The organism is Arthrobacter sp. Sr24, from assembly GCF_054511175.1.
On record NZ_JBTNDB010000015.1, the window covers coordinates 57,013 to 72,007 of the forward strand.

Consider the following 14,995-nt stretch of genomic DNA (forward strand, 5'->3'; position numbering starts at 1 on the left):
CCTTCACAGCTTAGAGCAGGCTGACTGCCATGGCTTCAAGAGCCAGCAGTGGGGCAACATTGGTGGTGGTCAGGCGGTGGCGGACGGCATTGATGGCATCCATGCGCACCAGGGTGGTTTCGGCGCGCGAGCCGCCGGCAAAGTCATTCAGCTCCGCGCGCAGGGTCTCGTTGACCAGTTCTACCGAGTCACGTTCGACGCCGTTGCCTCCTCGGGCGTTGAGCTGAAGTACCAGCACATCTCGGTAGAAGGAGAGCAAATCCGTCAGTGCCCGGTCGAGGTGGTCCGTCACCGAGCGCTTGGCACGGCGTTTCTGGTCCTCTTCCAAGGCACGCACTTGGGCTCGCATGGGCGGCGGCAACGTCCCGGTCTCGGGTGCGCCAAGGTTCCGCAACAGTGTGGCCTTCTCGCCGGCGTCGCGCTCTTCATTTGAGGAGGACGCTTCATCCTGGGCCAAGGCCAGCAGGGAGGCGGCGGCCATGACGGCGGTAGTGACATCGTGCAGATTCAGGGGCAGCCGGACGGTAGTGTCGCGACGTTTCCGGGCACCGGTGTCTTGGGCGAGGCGGCGGGCGATGCCAATGTGGCTTTGCGCGGCGCGGGCGGCGATCAGCGCCAGCCCGGGTTCGATCCCGTCGCGGCGAACGAGTAGTGCGGCCACGTCTTCAACCGGTGGAAGGCGCAGGGTCAGTGTGCGGCAGCGCGAACGGATGGTGACCAGGACATCGGCCGGACTCGGGGCGCACAGGATCCAGATGGTGCGCGGCGGCGGCTCTTCGATGGCTTTGAGGAGGACGTTAGTGGTGCGTTCGGCCATACGGTCGGCGTCGCCCACAATGATGACGCGCCAGCGGGCAGAGGAGGGGCTATCGTGTGCCTTGCGGACCAGTTGCCGCGCCTCTTCGATGGAAATGGTGGTTTTTTCGGTGGCGATGAAAGTGACGTCGGCGTTGGTACCGGCCAAGGTGGTGTGGCAGGCCTTGCACACGCCACAGCCTCGAGCGTTGAGCTCAGTCTGTTCGCACACCAATGCCGCCGCGAAAGCTAGGGCTGCGTTGGAGCGGCCGGAACCGGGTGGGCCGGTCAACAGCCATGCGTGCGTGGGCTTACCGGATTGGGCCGCACGGCGCAGCTGAGTCACCACCGATTCCTGACCTTGAAGGTCAACCCAAACACTCATGCGTGCTCCAACAGCAGGTCCGCCACGCGTTCGGCGATGGCGCTAGCCAAAGTGTCAATTTCTCCATCGGCGGGCAGGACCAGATACCGTGCCGGGGTGGCTGCGGCCCGCTCCAAGAAGGCTGCGCGGATGGCGGCGTGGAAACCATCGGGTTCGGATTCCAGCCGGTCCTCGGCGGCCTCCCCGGCAGTGCGGCGCGCACGGCCCGCCTCGGGGGAGACGTCCAGGAGAACTGTCAGATCCGGCCACAAGCCGCCGGTGGCCCAGTTATTGAGATCTTCGATGGCTGAGGCGCCTAAGCCCCGGCCCACTCCTTGATAGGCGATCGATGAATCCGCGTACCGATCGCTGATGACAATCTCCCCGCGTGCCACTGCGGGGGAGATGACTTGGGTGGCGTGTGCTGCGCGTGCGGCGGCAAAAATAAGCGCTTCGGTCCGGGCATCGATCTCGCCCTGGCCGTGATCGAGTACCAGTGAGCGCAGCTTTTCGCCCACGGGAGTCCCGCCTGGCTCACGGGTCCGCAAAACCGTGCGGCCGGCGTTGGACAAGGTCTTGGCTAGCAACGCGGCTTGGGTGGATTTTCCGGCCCCGTCGCCACCCTCAAAAGCAATGAAAAGGCCCAGTGTAGGCGCGGCGGGGGCAGGGAGAGCGGGGGAATCAGTCACGCCATAAGCCTACCGGCCCAAGCTGAATGATTCCTTGGGCGCGCTGGGACTATCCACAGGCACAGGGGCAGGCAACGCAGCGAGACAGCTAAGAAGTGTCATCTCGTCAAAGCAGTGCTCATGCGGGTGGTGTTGGTCCGCATCATCTCGAGGTAGCTTTCAGCGCCCTCGCCCGGGGCACTGAGGGATTCGGTGAATAACGGAACGATCTCCACGGCTACTTTTGCCTCCTGTGCCAAGACCTCCGCGAGCCTTTCGGGCTGGGACGTATCGGCAAAAATGGCGGGGACGCCGGCCTCGCGGATGGTGGTGGCCAAGGCGCTGAGATCGGCGGCACTGGGTGCGGCCAGCGTAGTGCCACTGGGCATGACGGCGCCCACCACCTCAAGTGCAAAGCGGTCCGCCAGGTAGCCAAATACGTGGTGGTTCGTGACGATTTTGCGCCGGCCCGCGGGTACGGTGGCAAACTCCGTAACCATCCAGGCATCCAGCTCGGCCACTTTGGCGCGGTAGTTGGCGGCATTGCTGTGCAACGCTACAGGGTCTGCGATGCTCACGTGCTGGGCGACGGCCTCTTCAATAGCCGCGATGGCTGTGAGGATGCGCTGCGGATCGGTCCAAAAATGCGGATCGAGCGTGCCGCCCGCTCCTGCGCCCACTGCTGCGCTCTGATGCGACAGCGGCTCGATCGCAGCCCCAACTTCTATGACAGGAACGCCCTGTTTTTCGGCTGAGGAGACGTGGTTCAGGACCGCTTCTTCCAGCCCGAGTCCATTGAACACAATCAGTTCAGCCTGCTCCATTTGGCCCGCCTGAAAAGCGGAAACCCCGAAGGAATGCGGATCGGCGTTCGCCTCCATGAGAACCACGACGTCGGCCGTGTCGCCGACAATATTGCGCGTGATATCGCCCAGGATATTCGTCGTCACCATGATGGTGGCCTTGTCGCTGCCGGAGTTCACTCCGCCTGCCTGGCCGCTACCTGCCTGGCCGCTACCTGCCTGGCCGCTACCTGCCGGCGCGGCTGAGCAGGCCGGGAGGACTCCTGCGGCGAAAATCAGCAGCGCTGCCATAGCAATTTTGGCTTGTATGCTCATGCTGTTCCCCTTCAGCCCCATGCCCTTCACAGTCCCGTCTCCACAAGTTGCGCCGTGGCCTCGCTGGTGGGGAAGGTACGGGCCACACGCAGTTGATCCCGGTAGTCGAGTTCGTAGATTTTTGCAGTGTTGGGATGGCTCAAGTATGCGCGGTTATTGTTCACCACGAGCGACGGCGGCTGGCCGCCCTCCGTGGCTGGCAGAAGGTCCGCTTGTGCTTCCACCGCGAGGGTCTTGGAATTGAACGCATAGACGGTGCCGCTCATACCAACAGCCAAGGCGGGCGCGCCGTTGCCGGCCGTGGTTGAGGCTACGAGCGGCTCGGGGCTGTCGAGGAACTGGATTTTCTGAGCAGCCACATCAAGATGCCACAACCCAGCCGAGCCCGCCAGCGCTGTCAGTTCGCTGGATCCGGGCCTGTGCGCAAAGGAATCGATGCGCTCGCCGGAGTTCGTGTTCGGGTAGGGGATCTTGGTGGCTGTGAGAATGCCGTCGTTATCGCTGACCATCAGTACACCGTCGCTGCAGCCAAACAACACTCCATAACTGGTGATGGCATGGCCTCGTAAGGATGTGCATTCAGCGTTCGCGAGGGACTCGCTTGCGCCTAATGCGTCAAAAACGGACACCGAGGTGGGGAGTTTATCGCTGCCCGGGGAGCTCGTGACCAGTACATGACCCCTGTAAGGGACCGCCATCCCGGTGTGCGGAGTCCCAGGAATACTCAGCTCCACCGGGGCGTCCCCTTGATCGAGCGCTTCGCGCAGCAGGACGGAGGTGGTGCCAGTGCTTTCATCAAAGATGGCCACCTTATTTCCATCCCCGATAACGGTACCGAAGGGCAGGGGAGTATCGTTCTCCAGAGTGCGGGCTTCGGAACTGTAGTAGTGGTTGTGATCGCCATGCACGCGGGTCCACACCCCGGTATCAACCACGTTCAAGGGAGCAGTGGGTTCGGTTCGGACAAAGAGGAATCTGCCGTCATGACTCAATGAAGTTGCCCCCGGAAATGTGGCGCTGAATCCTTCCTCGCCAGTGAGCGGATCGATCATGGTGATGGTTCCAGAATCGGCAGACAGGTAGCTCAAACGGCTTTGCGTCTCGTCTGCCTCGGTGGCGCCGGCAACGAAACCGTGCGGAACCGCGCTGCTGCCCTGTACTGACTCGGGCCCCTGACCTGGTCCGGCTCCCGGTTCTGCGTTTGGCGTGCTGGCGCAGGCGCCCAATGCCATCAACGCTGTCAGCGCCAACGCTGTGAAACGGCTTCGTTTGCTTGTGGGTGAGCTCGTGCTCATGCGGAAAGTGCCTTTCGGTGGAGGGTGGGCCGTGCAGCCCTGGCGGAGCCAAAAGCTCGCATGCTTGCGGCCAGAATGCTTGACGCGAAGAACAGTGCGACGGCGGTTGCTGCGATAGTTGCTCCGGCGGCGGTCCGCGCGTGCCAAGAGATCAGAAGCCCTGCCACCACCGCCGCGCAGCCCAGAACGGCGGCGATAACCATGATGGCTGGAATGGATTTGGCCCACGGCAGCGCGGCAGCCGGAGGAGCGATGAGTAAGCCGAAGACCAGCAGTGTGCCGACCACTTGAAAAGAGCCGGCCATGGCTGCGGTGACCAGGAGTAAGAGAACAGTGCTAGCCAGCCCGGGTCGCATGCCCAAGGTGGCGGCTTTCCGCGCGTCGAACGTTAATGCCGCGAAGGGGCGGTGAAAAACCATGGCAACCACGGCCGTACCCAACAGGACGCAGCACAGCAGCCAGATATCTGACCAGGTGACAGCCAGAACGTCGCCGAACAGGATGCCAGTCAGGTCCACTGCGAAGGATCGCGAGCGCGAAATGATGATGACGCCGGCCGCCAGCATGCCCACGAAGAGTAGGCCGATCGAGGTGTCGTTGGAGAGGCGCCGCTGGCGGGACATGGTTGATATTGCGAGCGCCATGGCGGATGCGCTGACAGCTGCCCCGATGACGGGGTTGATGCCCAGGAGGAGGGCGATGGCGATGCCCGGGAGCATGCCGTGGGACATGGCGTCGCCGATGAAGGCCATGCCTCGCAGGACCACCCACGTTCCGACGATGGCGCACAGCAGAGCCACCGCGAATCCGCCGAGGGCGGCACGTTGGACGAAGGAAACGGTGAAGGGGTCAAGGAGCCAGTGCATTCGATAAGCCTACTATAATGAGAATCATTATCAATTAGAGGGGATGTTTTATGAGTGTGGTTAGTCTGAACGGCGTTGCTTTCGCCTATGGGAATCGTGTGGTGTTGGAAGGGGTGGATTTGCGTCTCGACGCCGGAACGCTGACGGCTGTTCAGGGCGCCAATGGTTCGGGGAAGTCCACCCTGCTCGGGCTACTTGCCGGAATTCTCCGCCCGCTGCGGGGCGAGGTGCAGGGGTTGCCCGGAGTGCGCCCGGCGCTGGTGCTGCAGCGTAGCTCCGCCTCGGAATCGTTACAGCTCACTGTGCGGCAGGCTGTGGCGATGGGTTGTTGGGGTAACCGCAGCTGGCTGAGCAGGTTGGGGGCGGGGGACCGGGCTGTGGTGAATCAAACGATGGAAGCGCTGGGCTTGGCCGATCTTGCCCACAGTCAGCTGGGTGAGCTTTCCGGTGGTCAGCGTCAGCGTGTGTTGTTGGCTCAGGGCCTGGTTCAGGGTTCGCAGTTGCTGGTGTTGGATGAACCTACCGCTGGCGTGGATGCGCAAACGCAGGTGCATATTCGGGACATCATTGCCCAGGAAGTTGCTCGCGGCGTCACCGTCGTCGAGGCCACGCATAGCGATGCTGATGCTGCTCAGGCTGGACGCATCGTGACGTTAGCCCAGGGTTGTGTCGTGGCGGATACTGCTGCGACGCTGGCAGGCGCTGCTGCTGCGGTGCCGGTGGCCTGAGTGCGCGTCAAGCCATTGGTCCGCGCTTCACTGTGCTGTGGGAAAAGTGAAGCGCGGACCGGGCTGTGGGTGGGATGCTGGGCCAGCGGGTCGTGCTGACCAGCGAGTCTAGTGGTCGGCGTCCGCCTGGCCCGAGACTCCCGTGATTTCATTCGGAACCTGATCCAGCGGGTGGCTGGCAGTCACCGTGCTCGAGGGCAGGTCCACGGTGTGGAGCATCTTCTTTGCCGGGTCAGTCACATAGGCGATGGGGCCGTCCACGAAGATAGATGGGCGTGGCTGCTGCCAATCCAAGGGCTCTTCCCAGGGTGCCACGACGTCCACGGCTGCGGTTTCGGTGCCGGTGTCGGGGTTATAGATGTGCAATTTTCCGTCAGTGCCCAGCATCAGCGCAGCACCGTCGCCCCCGCGGGCAAGTGAGCGGAACGAGTATGAGTAGTCGATCGGCACCAGGGTGAGCTTTCCGGTGGCAGTGTCTGTCAGCGAGAACGTCTTAGGGCGCTCCAGTTCGGCGTTCTTGTCCTTCTTGTAGTCACCCAGAACAACCGTGGAGGCGTCGCTGCCGGCTTGATTGCCAATGCGGCCATATGCGTCAGGGGAGGAAATCTTGGTGAACTTGGAATCCTTGATCAGCAAGAGCCCATCTTCGCAGCCAAGGACCAGGGTTTCTCCATTTGCAGTTCCCTTGGCTGATGCTTCTCCGTGGACGCCGGGGCAGTCCGAGCTTTCTGCCACAACGGCGCGGGCACCCTTGGCGTCCGGCGCCGCCAAGAGCTGCGCAGTGTTACGGCTCTCGCTGGTTCCTTCAGTGACCAGCATCTGAGAGTTGCTCAATTGCACGGCCACGCCATGATGGGCGGCGCTGGTCTTGTAGTCCTGGGTGGGCGGAAGTTCGTGGGAGCCCAGATCTGAGGGGTTGAAGATGTTGACAACGCCGGTGCCGTCGTCGAACAAGGCGGTCACGCCGCCATGGTTGACGGCATGGCCGGGGGTGGTTGCCGGAAATTTCAGATCTTCCAAGGCTGGCGCTGCCGTGAAGTAGTGATGGTGTTCGCCATGAGCCTGCGACCAGCTGCCCGCGTCCAAAACCTGGAAGCCTCCCGTGGTGGACACCAGAACGTGGCGCCCATCGCCGGCGGGGTTCAGTCGGTTGAATCCCGCTAGGTCCAACTCAGCCACGGGCTTACCGGTGCTGGCGTTCAGGACGGTCATGCCGCCGTCGTGCGTGATGACTAGTCGGGGCTGGGCAGTCTCCGCCTCGGTGCTTTCGTGCTCGTGATTATCTGCTGGGGCGCTGTGGTTGGCCGAAGCCTCGGTGCCAGCATTTGCGGCATCGGGAGTGTCCGGCGCGCTAGCGCAGGAAACTAGCGCGAGAGTGGCCGCCAGGGCCATGCCGGTCAGTGCAGAACTCCGCAGCGCTGAACCCCGCAGCGCGGAGGTTTTCCTGAGTGAAGAAATGGGTGGATGGGTGTTTTTTGTGATGGTCATAGCCCGATGCTAACGTTAATGAGAATCATTATCAAAAACAAAAAGCGGTGATCTGTCATAAATCCACCCCTGAGTCCGTCATGAAATTCCTGTTGCCGGGAGCAGTCGGTCTACTCTGGAAAACATGAGCTACCAGCCTGCCTCGCACCCCGACCATCTCAGCCCCGACACAGTGGTCGTTGCGGCCGGACGCCCCGACCGTGGGCATGACGCCCCCGTCAATCCGCCGATCGTGCTGTCCTCCACCTATGTGGGGACCGGAACCGTGGTGGATGGGGACCGGGCCTACGGGCGCTACTCCAACCCCACATGGGATCCGTTGGAGGATGCGCTGGCCCAGTTGGAGGGGGCATCACTGCCGGCGCTCATTTTCAGCTCTGGCCTGGCCGCTGTTTCCGCCGCGCTCTCGCTGATCCCCGTTGGCGGTGTGCTGGTCATGCCCGCGCATTCGTATCAGGGCGCCTTGGTCATGGCGCAGGAGATGGCAGCCAAGGGCATGTTCACGGTACGGACCGTTGACATTGCCAATAACGATGAGGTCATCGCGGCCCTCACCGGCGCTGGAGAGAAGGCGGCCAGCATGCTCTGGCTGGAAAGTCCCACCAACCCCATGCTGGAAGTGGCCGATATGCACGCGCTGTGCCGCTCAGCTGCTGCCGTCGGCGCGCTGGTGGTCACGGACAACACCTTCTCCACCCCGCTTGTGCAAAAACCTCTTGAGCTGGGATCGGACGTTGTTCTGCATTCAGTGACCAAGTATCTGGCCGGCCATTCCGACGTCATCATGGGCGCCCTCGCTACCTCTAACCCCGAGGTCCGCGCCCAGCTGCTGCATCACCGTTCCATCCATGGCGCCATCGCCGGCCCGTTCGAGGCGTGGCTGGCCCTGCGCGGTTTGCGCACACTGGCCTTGCGGGTGGAGCGCTCGCAGGCCAGCGCCCTTGAACTGGCCACCCGCCTGGAGATGCATGACGCCGTTGAGAAGGTTTTGTTCCCCGGCCTACCTTCTGATCCGGGTCATCTGAGGGCCAAGGCACAGATGAGCGGGTTTGGATCCATCCTGTGCATTCAGATTGCCGGTGGCGCTGACGCTGCTGAGGCCGTGGTTGAGGCATTGCGCTTGTGGACTCCGGCCACCTCGCTGGGTGGTGTGGAATCGCTGATCGAGCGCCGCCGCCGTCACGCCAATGAACCGGCTTCGGTTCCAGAGAACCTGTTGCGTTTGAGCGTGGGCATTGAAAATTTGGAAGACCTCTGGAACGATCTGGAGCAGGCTTTGGCCCATTCTTCCCTGGCTGCGTCCAACGTCGGGGATTCACAGAACAATTCCAGTACTGAGCTGTAAGCTAATCCTGTGTCTAATCTTTTGAATTTCGTGGAATTCTTCATCCTTGTTGCCCTGGGCCTACTGGCCCTGGGCATTCAGGTCTGGGCCTTTGCCGACTGCTTGCGTACTCCGCCGAGCGTGTTTGAGCGAGTGTACAAGCGGAACAAGACATTCTGGACGGCGTTGACTGGTGGCGCTAGCTTCTTCGGATTCCTCTACATCATTGGCCCGGTCACGTCCTTGACGGTTCCGCCCATGGGCATAATGATGCTGTTCACTCTGGCTGGCGTCACCGCAGCAGGCGTTTATTTGGCCGACGTTCGTCCGGCCTTAGCCGAGATTCGTGGGCGCGGCAAAGGTGGAAACAACCGCGGCTCCTCCTGGTAGCTCTGTTAGAACCGGTAAGCCTGCACGCTTAGTCCAGCCTGCTAGTTCTGGTAATCCAGCTAACTCTGATAACTCAGCTAGTGCGTATCCGGTTAGTTCAGCTTGTGTCATCGGGTTCAGGAAGTAGGCCCCAGCAGCCCTGGCCGGCGATAGTATGCCGGGTTCGCGGGAATCGGTTCGTCCCGGATTCACGTCGAGCAGTTTCCTGACGAGGACTTTCAGGGTTCGATTCCTCGCCCGAGCCCTTAAATCGCCTCCCGGACCGCAATTGCCTAGGTGACCAGCCTCGAGTGTGCAGTTGATGTACGTTGTAAGGCCCAAAACGTCCAAAAGCGTACCTTAAGTGAACACTCGAGGCGCGCGGAAGTCTCGGCGGCGTCACTGAACCGCAGCTCGGTTGCTGAAACGCCTGGAGCAAGCCCAGCGCGCGAGTACTTCTAGCCCGCGCTTACACATAAACACTCAGCTAATCGACGCTAAGCGGATACGCACTACCCAGCTAGATTCGGTCAGCCCGGTAGATTAGTTCAGCCTGCTAACTGAGGCTGCTAACTAGGGCCGGGTCAACAGCAGACCATGCCACGGTCAACTCGCCCAAACGCCAACGCGAGGGTGCGCGCACCACGGGCCAGCCGTCGTCGTACATTGCTTTGCACATGCGCAGCCAGCGCTGACGGTTGCCGAAGGAGGCCAGCTGCGCCCCGGAGAGCCAGTGTTTGTCCAGCGCCTGTAAGAATCTGTGAATTTTTTCGCCCGGCATATTGTGGTGGATCAGCGCTTTGGGGAGCCTCTCGGCCACATCGCTGGGCAGCTCGAAGCCGCCAAAACGCAGGGAAATTGTCAGGGATTGCGGACCTTCCACACCGAGGGCAACCCAAGTGCTGCGGCGGCCAATCTCATCGCAGGTGCCGTCCACGAAAATGCCCTGCTCCGTGAGGCGCGAACAGACGGTGGCCCAGATGAGAAGCACATCGGACTCGTCGTACTGGCGCAGCACGTTGAAGGCGCGCACCATGGTGGCCTTGCCGGGGACGGGAATTTCAAAGCCGCCTACTCGAAAATCTAAGCCACCGTGTTCCAAGGGCTTGGCGATGCGGACGCGCTCGGGTTCAATTTCGATGCCCGTGACATGGGCGCTGGGGCAGACGGCGTGAATGCGCGAATACAGTTCAACGGCCGTTGTCGGGGAGCCGCCGTAGCCAAGATCCACCACTAGGGGATTGCTTTCCGTGCGCAAGCGCCATGCCTGGGGGCCGGCCAGCCAGCGGTCTACGCGTCGCAGCCGGTTGGTGTTGGTGGTGCCGCGGGTGACATTGCCAAAAGGTTTATTGCGCTGGCGTGCGGCCCCGGGCCGGGAGGTCCCAGCGGGGTCGGCGGAGACATTCTTGACCCTTTGCGCACGTTGAACCACCCATAAATTCTATTTTTCCGTAAGGGTGACTTTTGCCAAATCCGTGCTGCTGCTCCTGTGTGTCCAGACACATTTGGCTGAGCGGTGACGGCTGTCCCAGCGCTGCGCATGGTTACGGGCAAACCGTACGCAGCTTCAGTGTGGCGTAGTAAGTGGCGTAGTAATTCGAGCCCTCCGGTCCTCGCCCGGTAAGATGAAACCATGACTTATACGCTGATTTTGCTACGCCATGGCCACAGTGAGTGGAACGCCAAGAACTTGTTCACCGGTTGGGTGGACGTTGACCTGAACGATCAGGGTCGCGCCGAAGCCGCACGCGGCGGTGAGCTGCTGGTGGAGAACAACCTTCTCCCCGACGTTCTGTACACCTCGCTCCTGAAGCGTGCAATCAACACCGCCAACCTCGCCCTCGATAAGGCTGACCGCGGATGGATCGACGTTAAGCGCGATTGGCGCTTGAACGAGCGTCACTACGGTGCTTTGCAGGGCAAGGACAAGGCTCAGACCTTGGCCGAGTTCGGCGAGGAACAGTTCATGACCTGGCGCCGCAGCTACGACACCGCGCCGCCGGCACTCTCCGATGACAGCGAATTCTCTCAGGCCCACGATCCCCGCTACGCCGGCTTGGGCGACGTCCTGCCGCGCACCGAGTGCCTCAAGGACGTCCTTGTTCGCCTGCTGCCGTACTGGGAGTCAGACATCAAGGTTGACCTCAAGGCTGGCAAGACTGTTCTGGTCACCGCTCATGGCAACTCGCTGCGCGCCCTGGTCAAGCACCTGGACGGCATCTCAGATGACGCCATCGCCTCGCTGAACATCCCCACGGGCATCCCGCTGGTCTACGAACTGGACGAGAACTTCGCCCCCATCACCCCCGGCGGCAAGTACCTGGATCCGGAAGCCGCTGCGGCCTCCATCCAGGCTGTTGCCAACCAGGGCAAGAAGTAACACACGCCTTATAAAAGTTCGACGGCGGGGGCCCACCTTCAAAAGGTGAGTCCCCGCCTTCTAACTTTAAGCAGAACACTTTAAGCAGAACTTTAAACGGATCCGCCCCCGTCTCCCACATCCGCGCCAGGTGGAACGGCCGCGGATATGGGGGACGGGGGCGGAACGTGGAACTGAGCAGCCGCACTGAGCAGCCGCAGAGACTAGCCGGCTAGGAAATCCTCGGGCTGCCACTCGCCGGTCACCAGATAGGAGACCTTGCGGGCCACGGAAACACCATGGTCGCCGAAGCGCTCAAAGTAGCGGCTGGCCAGGGTGACATCCACAGTGGTCGCAGCGGATGCGTTCCACTCGGGGGCTCCCATAACAGCGAATACGGACTTGTGGAGCTTGTTGATCGCGATCTTGGCCGTGGCAATCTCGCCCACCAGGTCCAAGTCGCGGGAGTCCAGCAGCTCGGTGACCTTCTCAGCGATCAAGATATCCAGTCGTGCCATCTCGGCAAAGGTTTCCGTCAGCGGTGCCGGGATCACCGGGTTGGGGTAACGCAGGCGGGTCAGCTGAGCGATGTGACGAGCCAGATCGCCCATGCGTTCCAGCGACGCGCTCATGCGCAGCGAGCCAACTATCATGCGCAGGTCACTGGCGACCGGACCCTGCAAGGCTAGAACGTCAATGGCGCGCTCGTCCAAGTCATTTTGCAGAAAGTCGATCCGCGCGTCGGCGGCAATGACTTCCTGGGCGCTTTGGAGATCGGCCGCGGCGAAAGCCGTTGTGGCTTTCTTGACCGCTTCGCCAACCAATTCGGAGATCTCAATAAGCCCCTCACCAATTTGGTGAAGCTCGGCCTGGAATACTTTGCGCACGCGTGGTTCCTTTCAAGGGCAGCCCAAAATGGACCTGTAATGAGTACTAGCATGCCATCCGCACGTGAACGAGACGGCACGCCAAGGTGAACGTTAGTTGAACGGCGACGTTAACGGGCCTATTTTGCGCACATTGCCGTGGTCAGCGCATAGGGTTGTGGTGTGGATCCCTTGTTGGTTGGAGTGACGGCCGGGCTTATTGGCCTGGCCCTTGGTGTTTTTGGCATGCTCGCGTTTAGTATCAGCGAGCGTTCGCGCAAGCTCACGGTGGATATTGGCGAGCCGACGTTGCCCGATGGCGCCGCCGAGGTGCTCTCGGTTGTGGGCAAGGCCTACATCGTTATCGACACGGTCGATGGCGTGGTGCGGGCTAGCCCTGGTGCCTACGCCTTTGGCCTGGTGCGCGGTCATACCGTGGTTCACCAGGAACTTATTGAGCTCGCCCACCGGGTGCGTCGCGCAGGCGTCATTGAGGAGCGCGATCTGATCTTGCCGCGCGTCATCCTCCCCAGTGCGGCCCATCCACACGGAGCTCCTCATGCACCACCAGGCACGACGCCGGCTGCCGCAGTAACGAGCGACGGCTCCAGTTCCGCCAGCCCCGCCCCCACATCCGCGGTCCTACCCGCCGAGCAGGTGCCCACGCACTTGGCTGCGCCGGGACAGGGAACGCTGGTCATCCAGGTGAGGGTGGCTCCGTTGGGGGAGGAATACATCCTGCTCCTGGCAGATGACCGCACGGAAATTGCTCGCACCGAAGCCGTCCGCAACGACTTTGTGGCCAACGTTTCGCACGAACTGAAAACACCGGTAGGCGCCATCTCGCTTCTGGCAGAGGCGCTGGAATCTGCTCCGGAGGATCAGGCCACAGTCCGCCGTTTCGCCTCCCGCATGATGACCGAATCCGCTCGGTTGGCAGCCCTGGTCCAAGACATCATTGAGCTGTCGCGGGTGCAAGGCAAGGACGTGGCCTTGGTTGGCGCCAGCGTGGATATTAACGATGTCATTGCCGAGGCTGTGGACCGCACCAGATCGCCGGCGCAGGCCCGTAACATCACCATCGCACTGGGGCCCCGCAAGCGTGCCGAGGTATATGGCGACCGCTCCCAGCTCGTGACCGCCCTCCGCAACTTGATTGACAACGCCGTGCGCTATTCCCCGGAAAACACCCAGGTGGGCATCGGTTTGTCGGTGGCTGAGGACGTTGTCTCCGTCAGTATTTCCGATCAGGGCGACGGCCTGAGCCCCGCCGAACAGGACCGAATTTTCGAGAGGTTCTACCGGGTCGATACCGCCCGTTCGCGCCACACCGGCGGCACCGGTCTGGGCCTGAGTATCGTCAAGCACATCATCAGCAACCATGGCGGCGAGGTGACTCTGTGGTCGGCCCCCAAATTGGGCTCTACGTTCACCGTGCGGCTGCCCCAACTTTCCAACCAAACGTCAGACGTCGGAACGCATCTGCGCGCCGATCGGCACCCCGGATTGATCTAAAGGAGCGCAACGAGCGTGAGTAGAGTTTTGATTGTTGAGGACGAGGATTCCATTAGCGACCCGTTGTCGTTCCTGCTGTCCAAGGAAGGCTATGAGGTCTCGGTTGTAGACAATGGCCTGGACGCGTTGGTGGAATTTGAGCGCTCCGGTGCCGATCTCATCCTGCTGGATCTGCAATTGCCCGGGATGAGCGGAACCGAGGTGTGCAAGCATTTGCGCCAGCGTTCCAGTGTTCCGATCATCATGCTGACTGCTAAGGATTCAGAGATTGACAAGGTGGTGGGGCTGGAACTGGGGGCCGATGACTATGTCACCAAGCCTTACTCTTCCCGTGAACTCATTGCCCGGATCAGGGCCGTGCTGCGGCGCCAAGGCGAACCCGAAGAGCTGATGGATTCCACGGTGAGTGCGGGGCCGGTGCGGATGGATATAGAGCGGCACGTGGTCAGTGTTCGTGGCGAGAATCTGTCTTTCCCGCTGAAGGAATTTGAACTGCTGGAAATGTTGCTGCGTAACGCCGGTAAAGTCCTGACCCGCGGGCAGCTGATTGATCGGGTCTGGGGTTCGGATTATGTGGGCGACACCAAAACTCTGGATGTCCATGTGAAGCGGCTACGGAGCAAGATCGAAACGGATCCGGCCAACCCGCGGCACCTTGTCACCGTGCGCGGCTTGGGTTACAAACTGGAGCCGTAGCTAGCGGGCCTTTTGTCAAGGCTCTGCTCAAAATTAAGTCACATGTGCTAAATGTTGAATTTTGATTGCTTGGGTTGTTCAACGTCATAAGCTGTGATGGATAACGCGTGCGGGCGTTCCGGTGGTCACATCAGCCCTGGCTGGGGTCAAGGTCTTAGGCCCGAGTAATGATGGTGAAGCCCACACAATCACCTTCGATGAGAGGTGGTTCGTGGTGGACGGAGAGCGCCTGCACTGCAGTGAGGCTGGGGAGTTTGATTTCACGGCAGCAAAGTCGAGACGTCGCAGCAACGCGGTGTTTATGCTGCAATTGCAGCCGCTGGTTCAGCTGGTTGCCGGTGACGAAAGCTGTTGCAGGTTGCAGGTTGCAGGCGCTGAAGCTGATTCCTGCCGGGCGGCAGTAAAAAGGGTGAGCAGCAAAAAAGTAGGCCCGGTTGTCACAAAGACAACCGGGCCTACTCATGATTCACACTCACGCTGCAAAAGAAGCCCGCGCTGCCAACAAGGCGTGCACTCCGACAACAGCAGTAGTGAGAACTAGCTG

The 14,995-nt window shown here is 61.4% G+C and carries 14 protein-coding genes; 6 read left to right on the forward strand and 8 right to left on the reverse strand.

Going from position 1 to position 14,995, the window contains the following annotated elements; translation table 11 throughout:
* Positions 1 to 10: 10 nt before the first annotated feature.
* The 5 genes from ACX80D_RS11210 to aztB all read right to left on the reverse strand — a co-directional run bounded on the left by ACX80D_RS11210 (position 11) and on the right by aztB (position 5,106).
* Positions 11 to 1,180 carry a DNA polymerase III subunit delta' gene (locus ACX80D_RS11210; protein WP_459322746.1) on the reverse strand — a complete coding sequence of 390 codons (1,170 nt, stop codon included), beginning with the start codon at positions 1,178 to 1,180 and terminating at the stop codon, positions 11 to 13.
* Positions 1,177 to 1,848: a dTMP kinase gene (gene tmk, locus ACX80D_RS11215; RefSeq protein ID WP_459322747.1), complete on the reverse strand. Its 672-nt coding sequence runs from the start codon at positions 1,846 to 1,848 to the stop codon at positions 1,177 to 1,179. Before tmk ends, ACX80D_RS11210 begins: the two co-directional genes overlap by 4 nt.
* A 98-nt stretch (positions 1,849 to 1,946) precedes the next feature.
* Positions 1,947 to 2,945: a zinc ABC transporter substrate-binding protein AztC gene (aztC, locus tag ACX80D_RS11220; protein WP_459322748.1), complete on the reverse strand. Its 999-nt coding sequence runs from the start codon at positions 2,943 to 2,945 to the stop codon at positions 1,947 to 1,949.
* Between the two features lie 26 nt (positions 2,946 to 2,971).
* Positions 2,972 to 4,240, reverse strand: coding sequence for a hypothetical protein (locus ACX80D_RS11225; RefSeq protein ID WP_459322749.1), 1,269 nt, complete (start codon positions 4,238 to 4,240; stop codon positions 2,972 to 2,974).
* Positions 4,237 to 5,106 carry a zinc ABC transporter permease AztB gene (gene aztB / locus ACX80D_RS11230; RefSeq protein WP_459322750.1) on the reverse strand — a complete coding sequence of 290 codons (870 nt, stop codon included), beginning with the start codon at positions 5,104 to 5,106 and terminating at the stop codon, positions 4,237 to 4,239. The genes ACX80D_RS11225 and aztB overlap by 4 nt, the downstream gene beginning before the upstream one ends.
* 50 nt (positions 5,107 to 5,156) lie before the next feature.
* Here aztB and aztA point away from each other — a divergent pair, with 50 nt between their 5' ends.
* Positions 5,157 to 5,834 carry a zinc ABC transporter ATP-binding protein AztA gene (gene aztA, locus ACX80D_RS11235; RefSeq protein ID WP_459322751.1) on the forward strand — a complete coding sequence of 226 codons (678 nt, stop codon included), beginning with the start codon at positions 5,157 to 5,159 and terminating at the stop codon, positions 5,832 to 5,834.
* A gap of 108 nt (positions 5,835 to 5,942) precedes the next feature.
* Here the strand turns inward: aztA and aztD are convergent, their stop codons facing one another.
* On the reverse strand, positions 5,943 to 7,322 hold the full coding sequence (gene aztD, locus ACX80D_RS11240; protein WP_459322752.1) for a zinc metallochaperone AztD: 1,380 nt from the start codon (positions 7,320 to 7,322) through the stop codon (positions 5,943 to 5,945).
* Between the two features lie 124 nt (positions 7,323 to 7,446).
* Here aztD and ACX80D_RS11245 point away from each other — a divergent pair, with 124 nt between their 5' ends.
* Positions 7,447 to 8,667: a trans-sulfuration enzyme family protein gene (locus ACX80D_RS11245; RefSeq protein ID WP_459322753.1), complete on the forward strand. Its 1,221-nt coding sequence runs from the start codon at positions 7,447 to 7,449 to the stop codon at positions 8,665 to 8,667.
* Between the two features lie 9 nt (positions 8,668 to 8,676).
* Positions 8,677 to 9,036 carry a DUF2516 family protein gene (locus ACX80D_RS11250; RefSeq protein ID WP_459322754.1) on the forward strand — a complete coding sequence of 120 codons (360 nt, stop codon included), beginning with the start codon at positions 8,677 to 8,679 and terminating at the stop codon, positions 9,034 to 9,036.
* 535 nt (positions 9,037 to 9,571) lie between these two features.
* Here the strand turns inward: ACX80D_RS11250 and ACX80D_RS11255 are convergent.
* Positions 9,572 to 10,447 (reverse strand): class I SAM-dependent methyltransferase, encoded by an 876-nt coding sequence (locus tag ACX80D_RS11255; protein WP_459322755.1) that lies wholly within the window; start codon positions 10,445 to 10,447, stop codon positions 9,572 to 9,574.
* 201 nt (positions 10,448 to 10,648) lie between these two features.
* Here ACX80D_RS11255 and ACX80D_RS11260 point away from each other — a divergent pair, with 201 nt between their 5' ends.
* On the forward strand, positions 10,649 to 11,395 hold the full coding sequence (locus tag ACX80D_RS11260) for a phosphoglyceromutase (RefSeq protein WP_459322756.1): 747 nt from the start codon (positions 10,649 to 10,651) through the stop codon (positions 11,393 to 11,395).
* Positions 11,396 to 11,598: 203 nt separating this feature from the next.
* On the opposite strand, the gene phoU is transcribed toward ACX80D_RS11260, so the two are convergent.
* A complete protein-coding gene (gene phoU, locus ACX80D_RS11265) occupies positions 11,599 to 12,261 on the reverse strand; it encodes a phosphate signaling complex protein PhoU (protein WP_459322757.1) in 663 nt (220 codons plus the stop codon).
* 162 nt (positions 12,262 to 12,423) lie between these two features.
* On the opposite strand from phoU, the gene ACX80D_RS11270 reads away from it, so the two are divergent.
* Together ACX80D_RS11270 and ACX80D_RS11275 are read left to right on the forward strand one after the other, a co-directional pair.
* Complete coding sequence (locus ACX80D_RS11270; protein WP_459322758.1) at positions 12,424 to 13,755, forward strand: sensor histidine kinase; 1,332 nt, start codon at positions 12,424 to 12,426, stop codon at positions 13,753 to 13,755.
* A gap of 15 nt (positions 13,756 to 13,770) precedes the next feature.
* Complete coding sequence (locus tag ACX80D_RS11275; RefSeq protein WP_459322759.1) at positions 13,771 to 14,451, forward strand: response regulator; 681 nt, start codon at positions 13,771 to 13,773, stop codon at positions 14,449 to 14,451.
* The last annotated feature ends 544 nt before the right edge of the window (positions 14,452 to 14,995 follow it).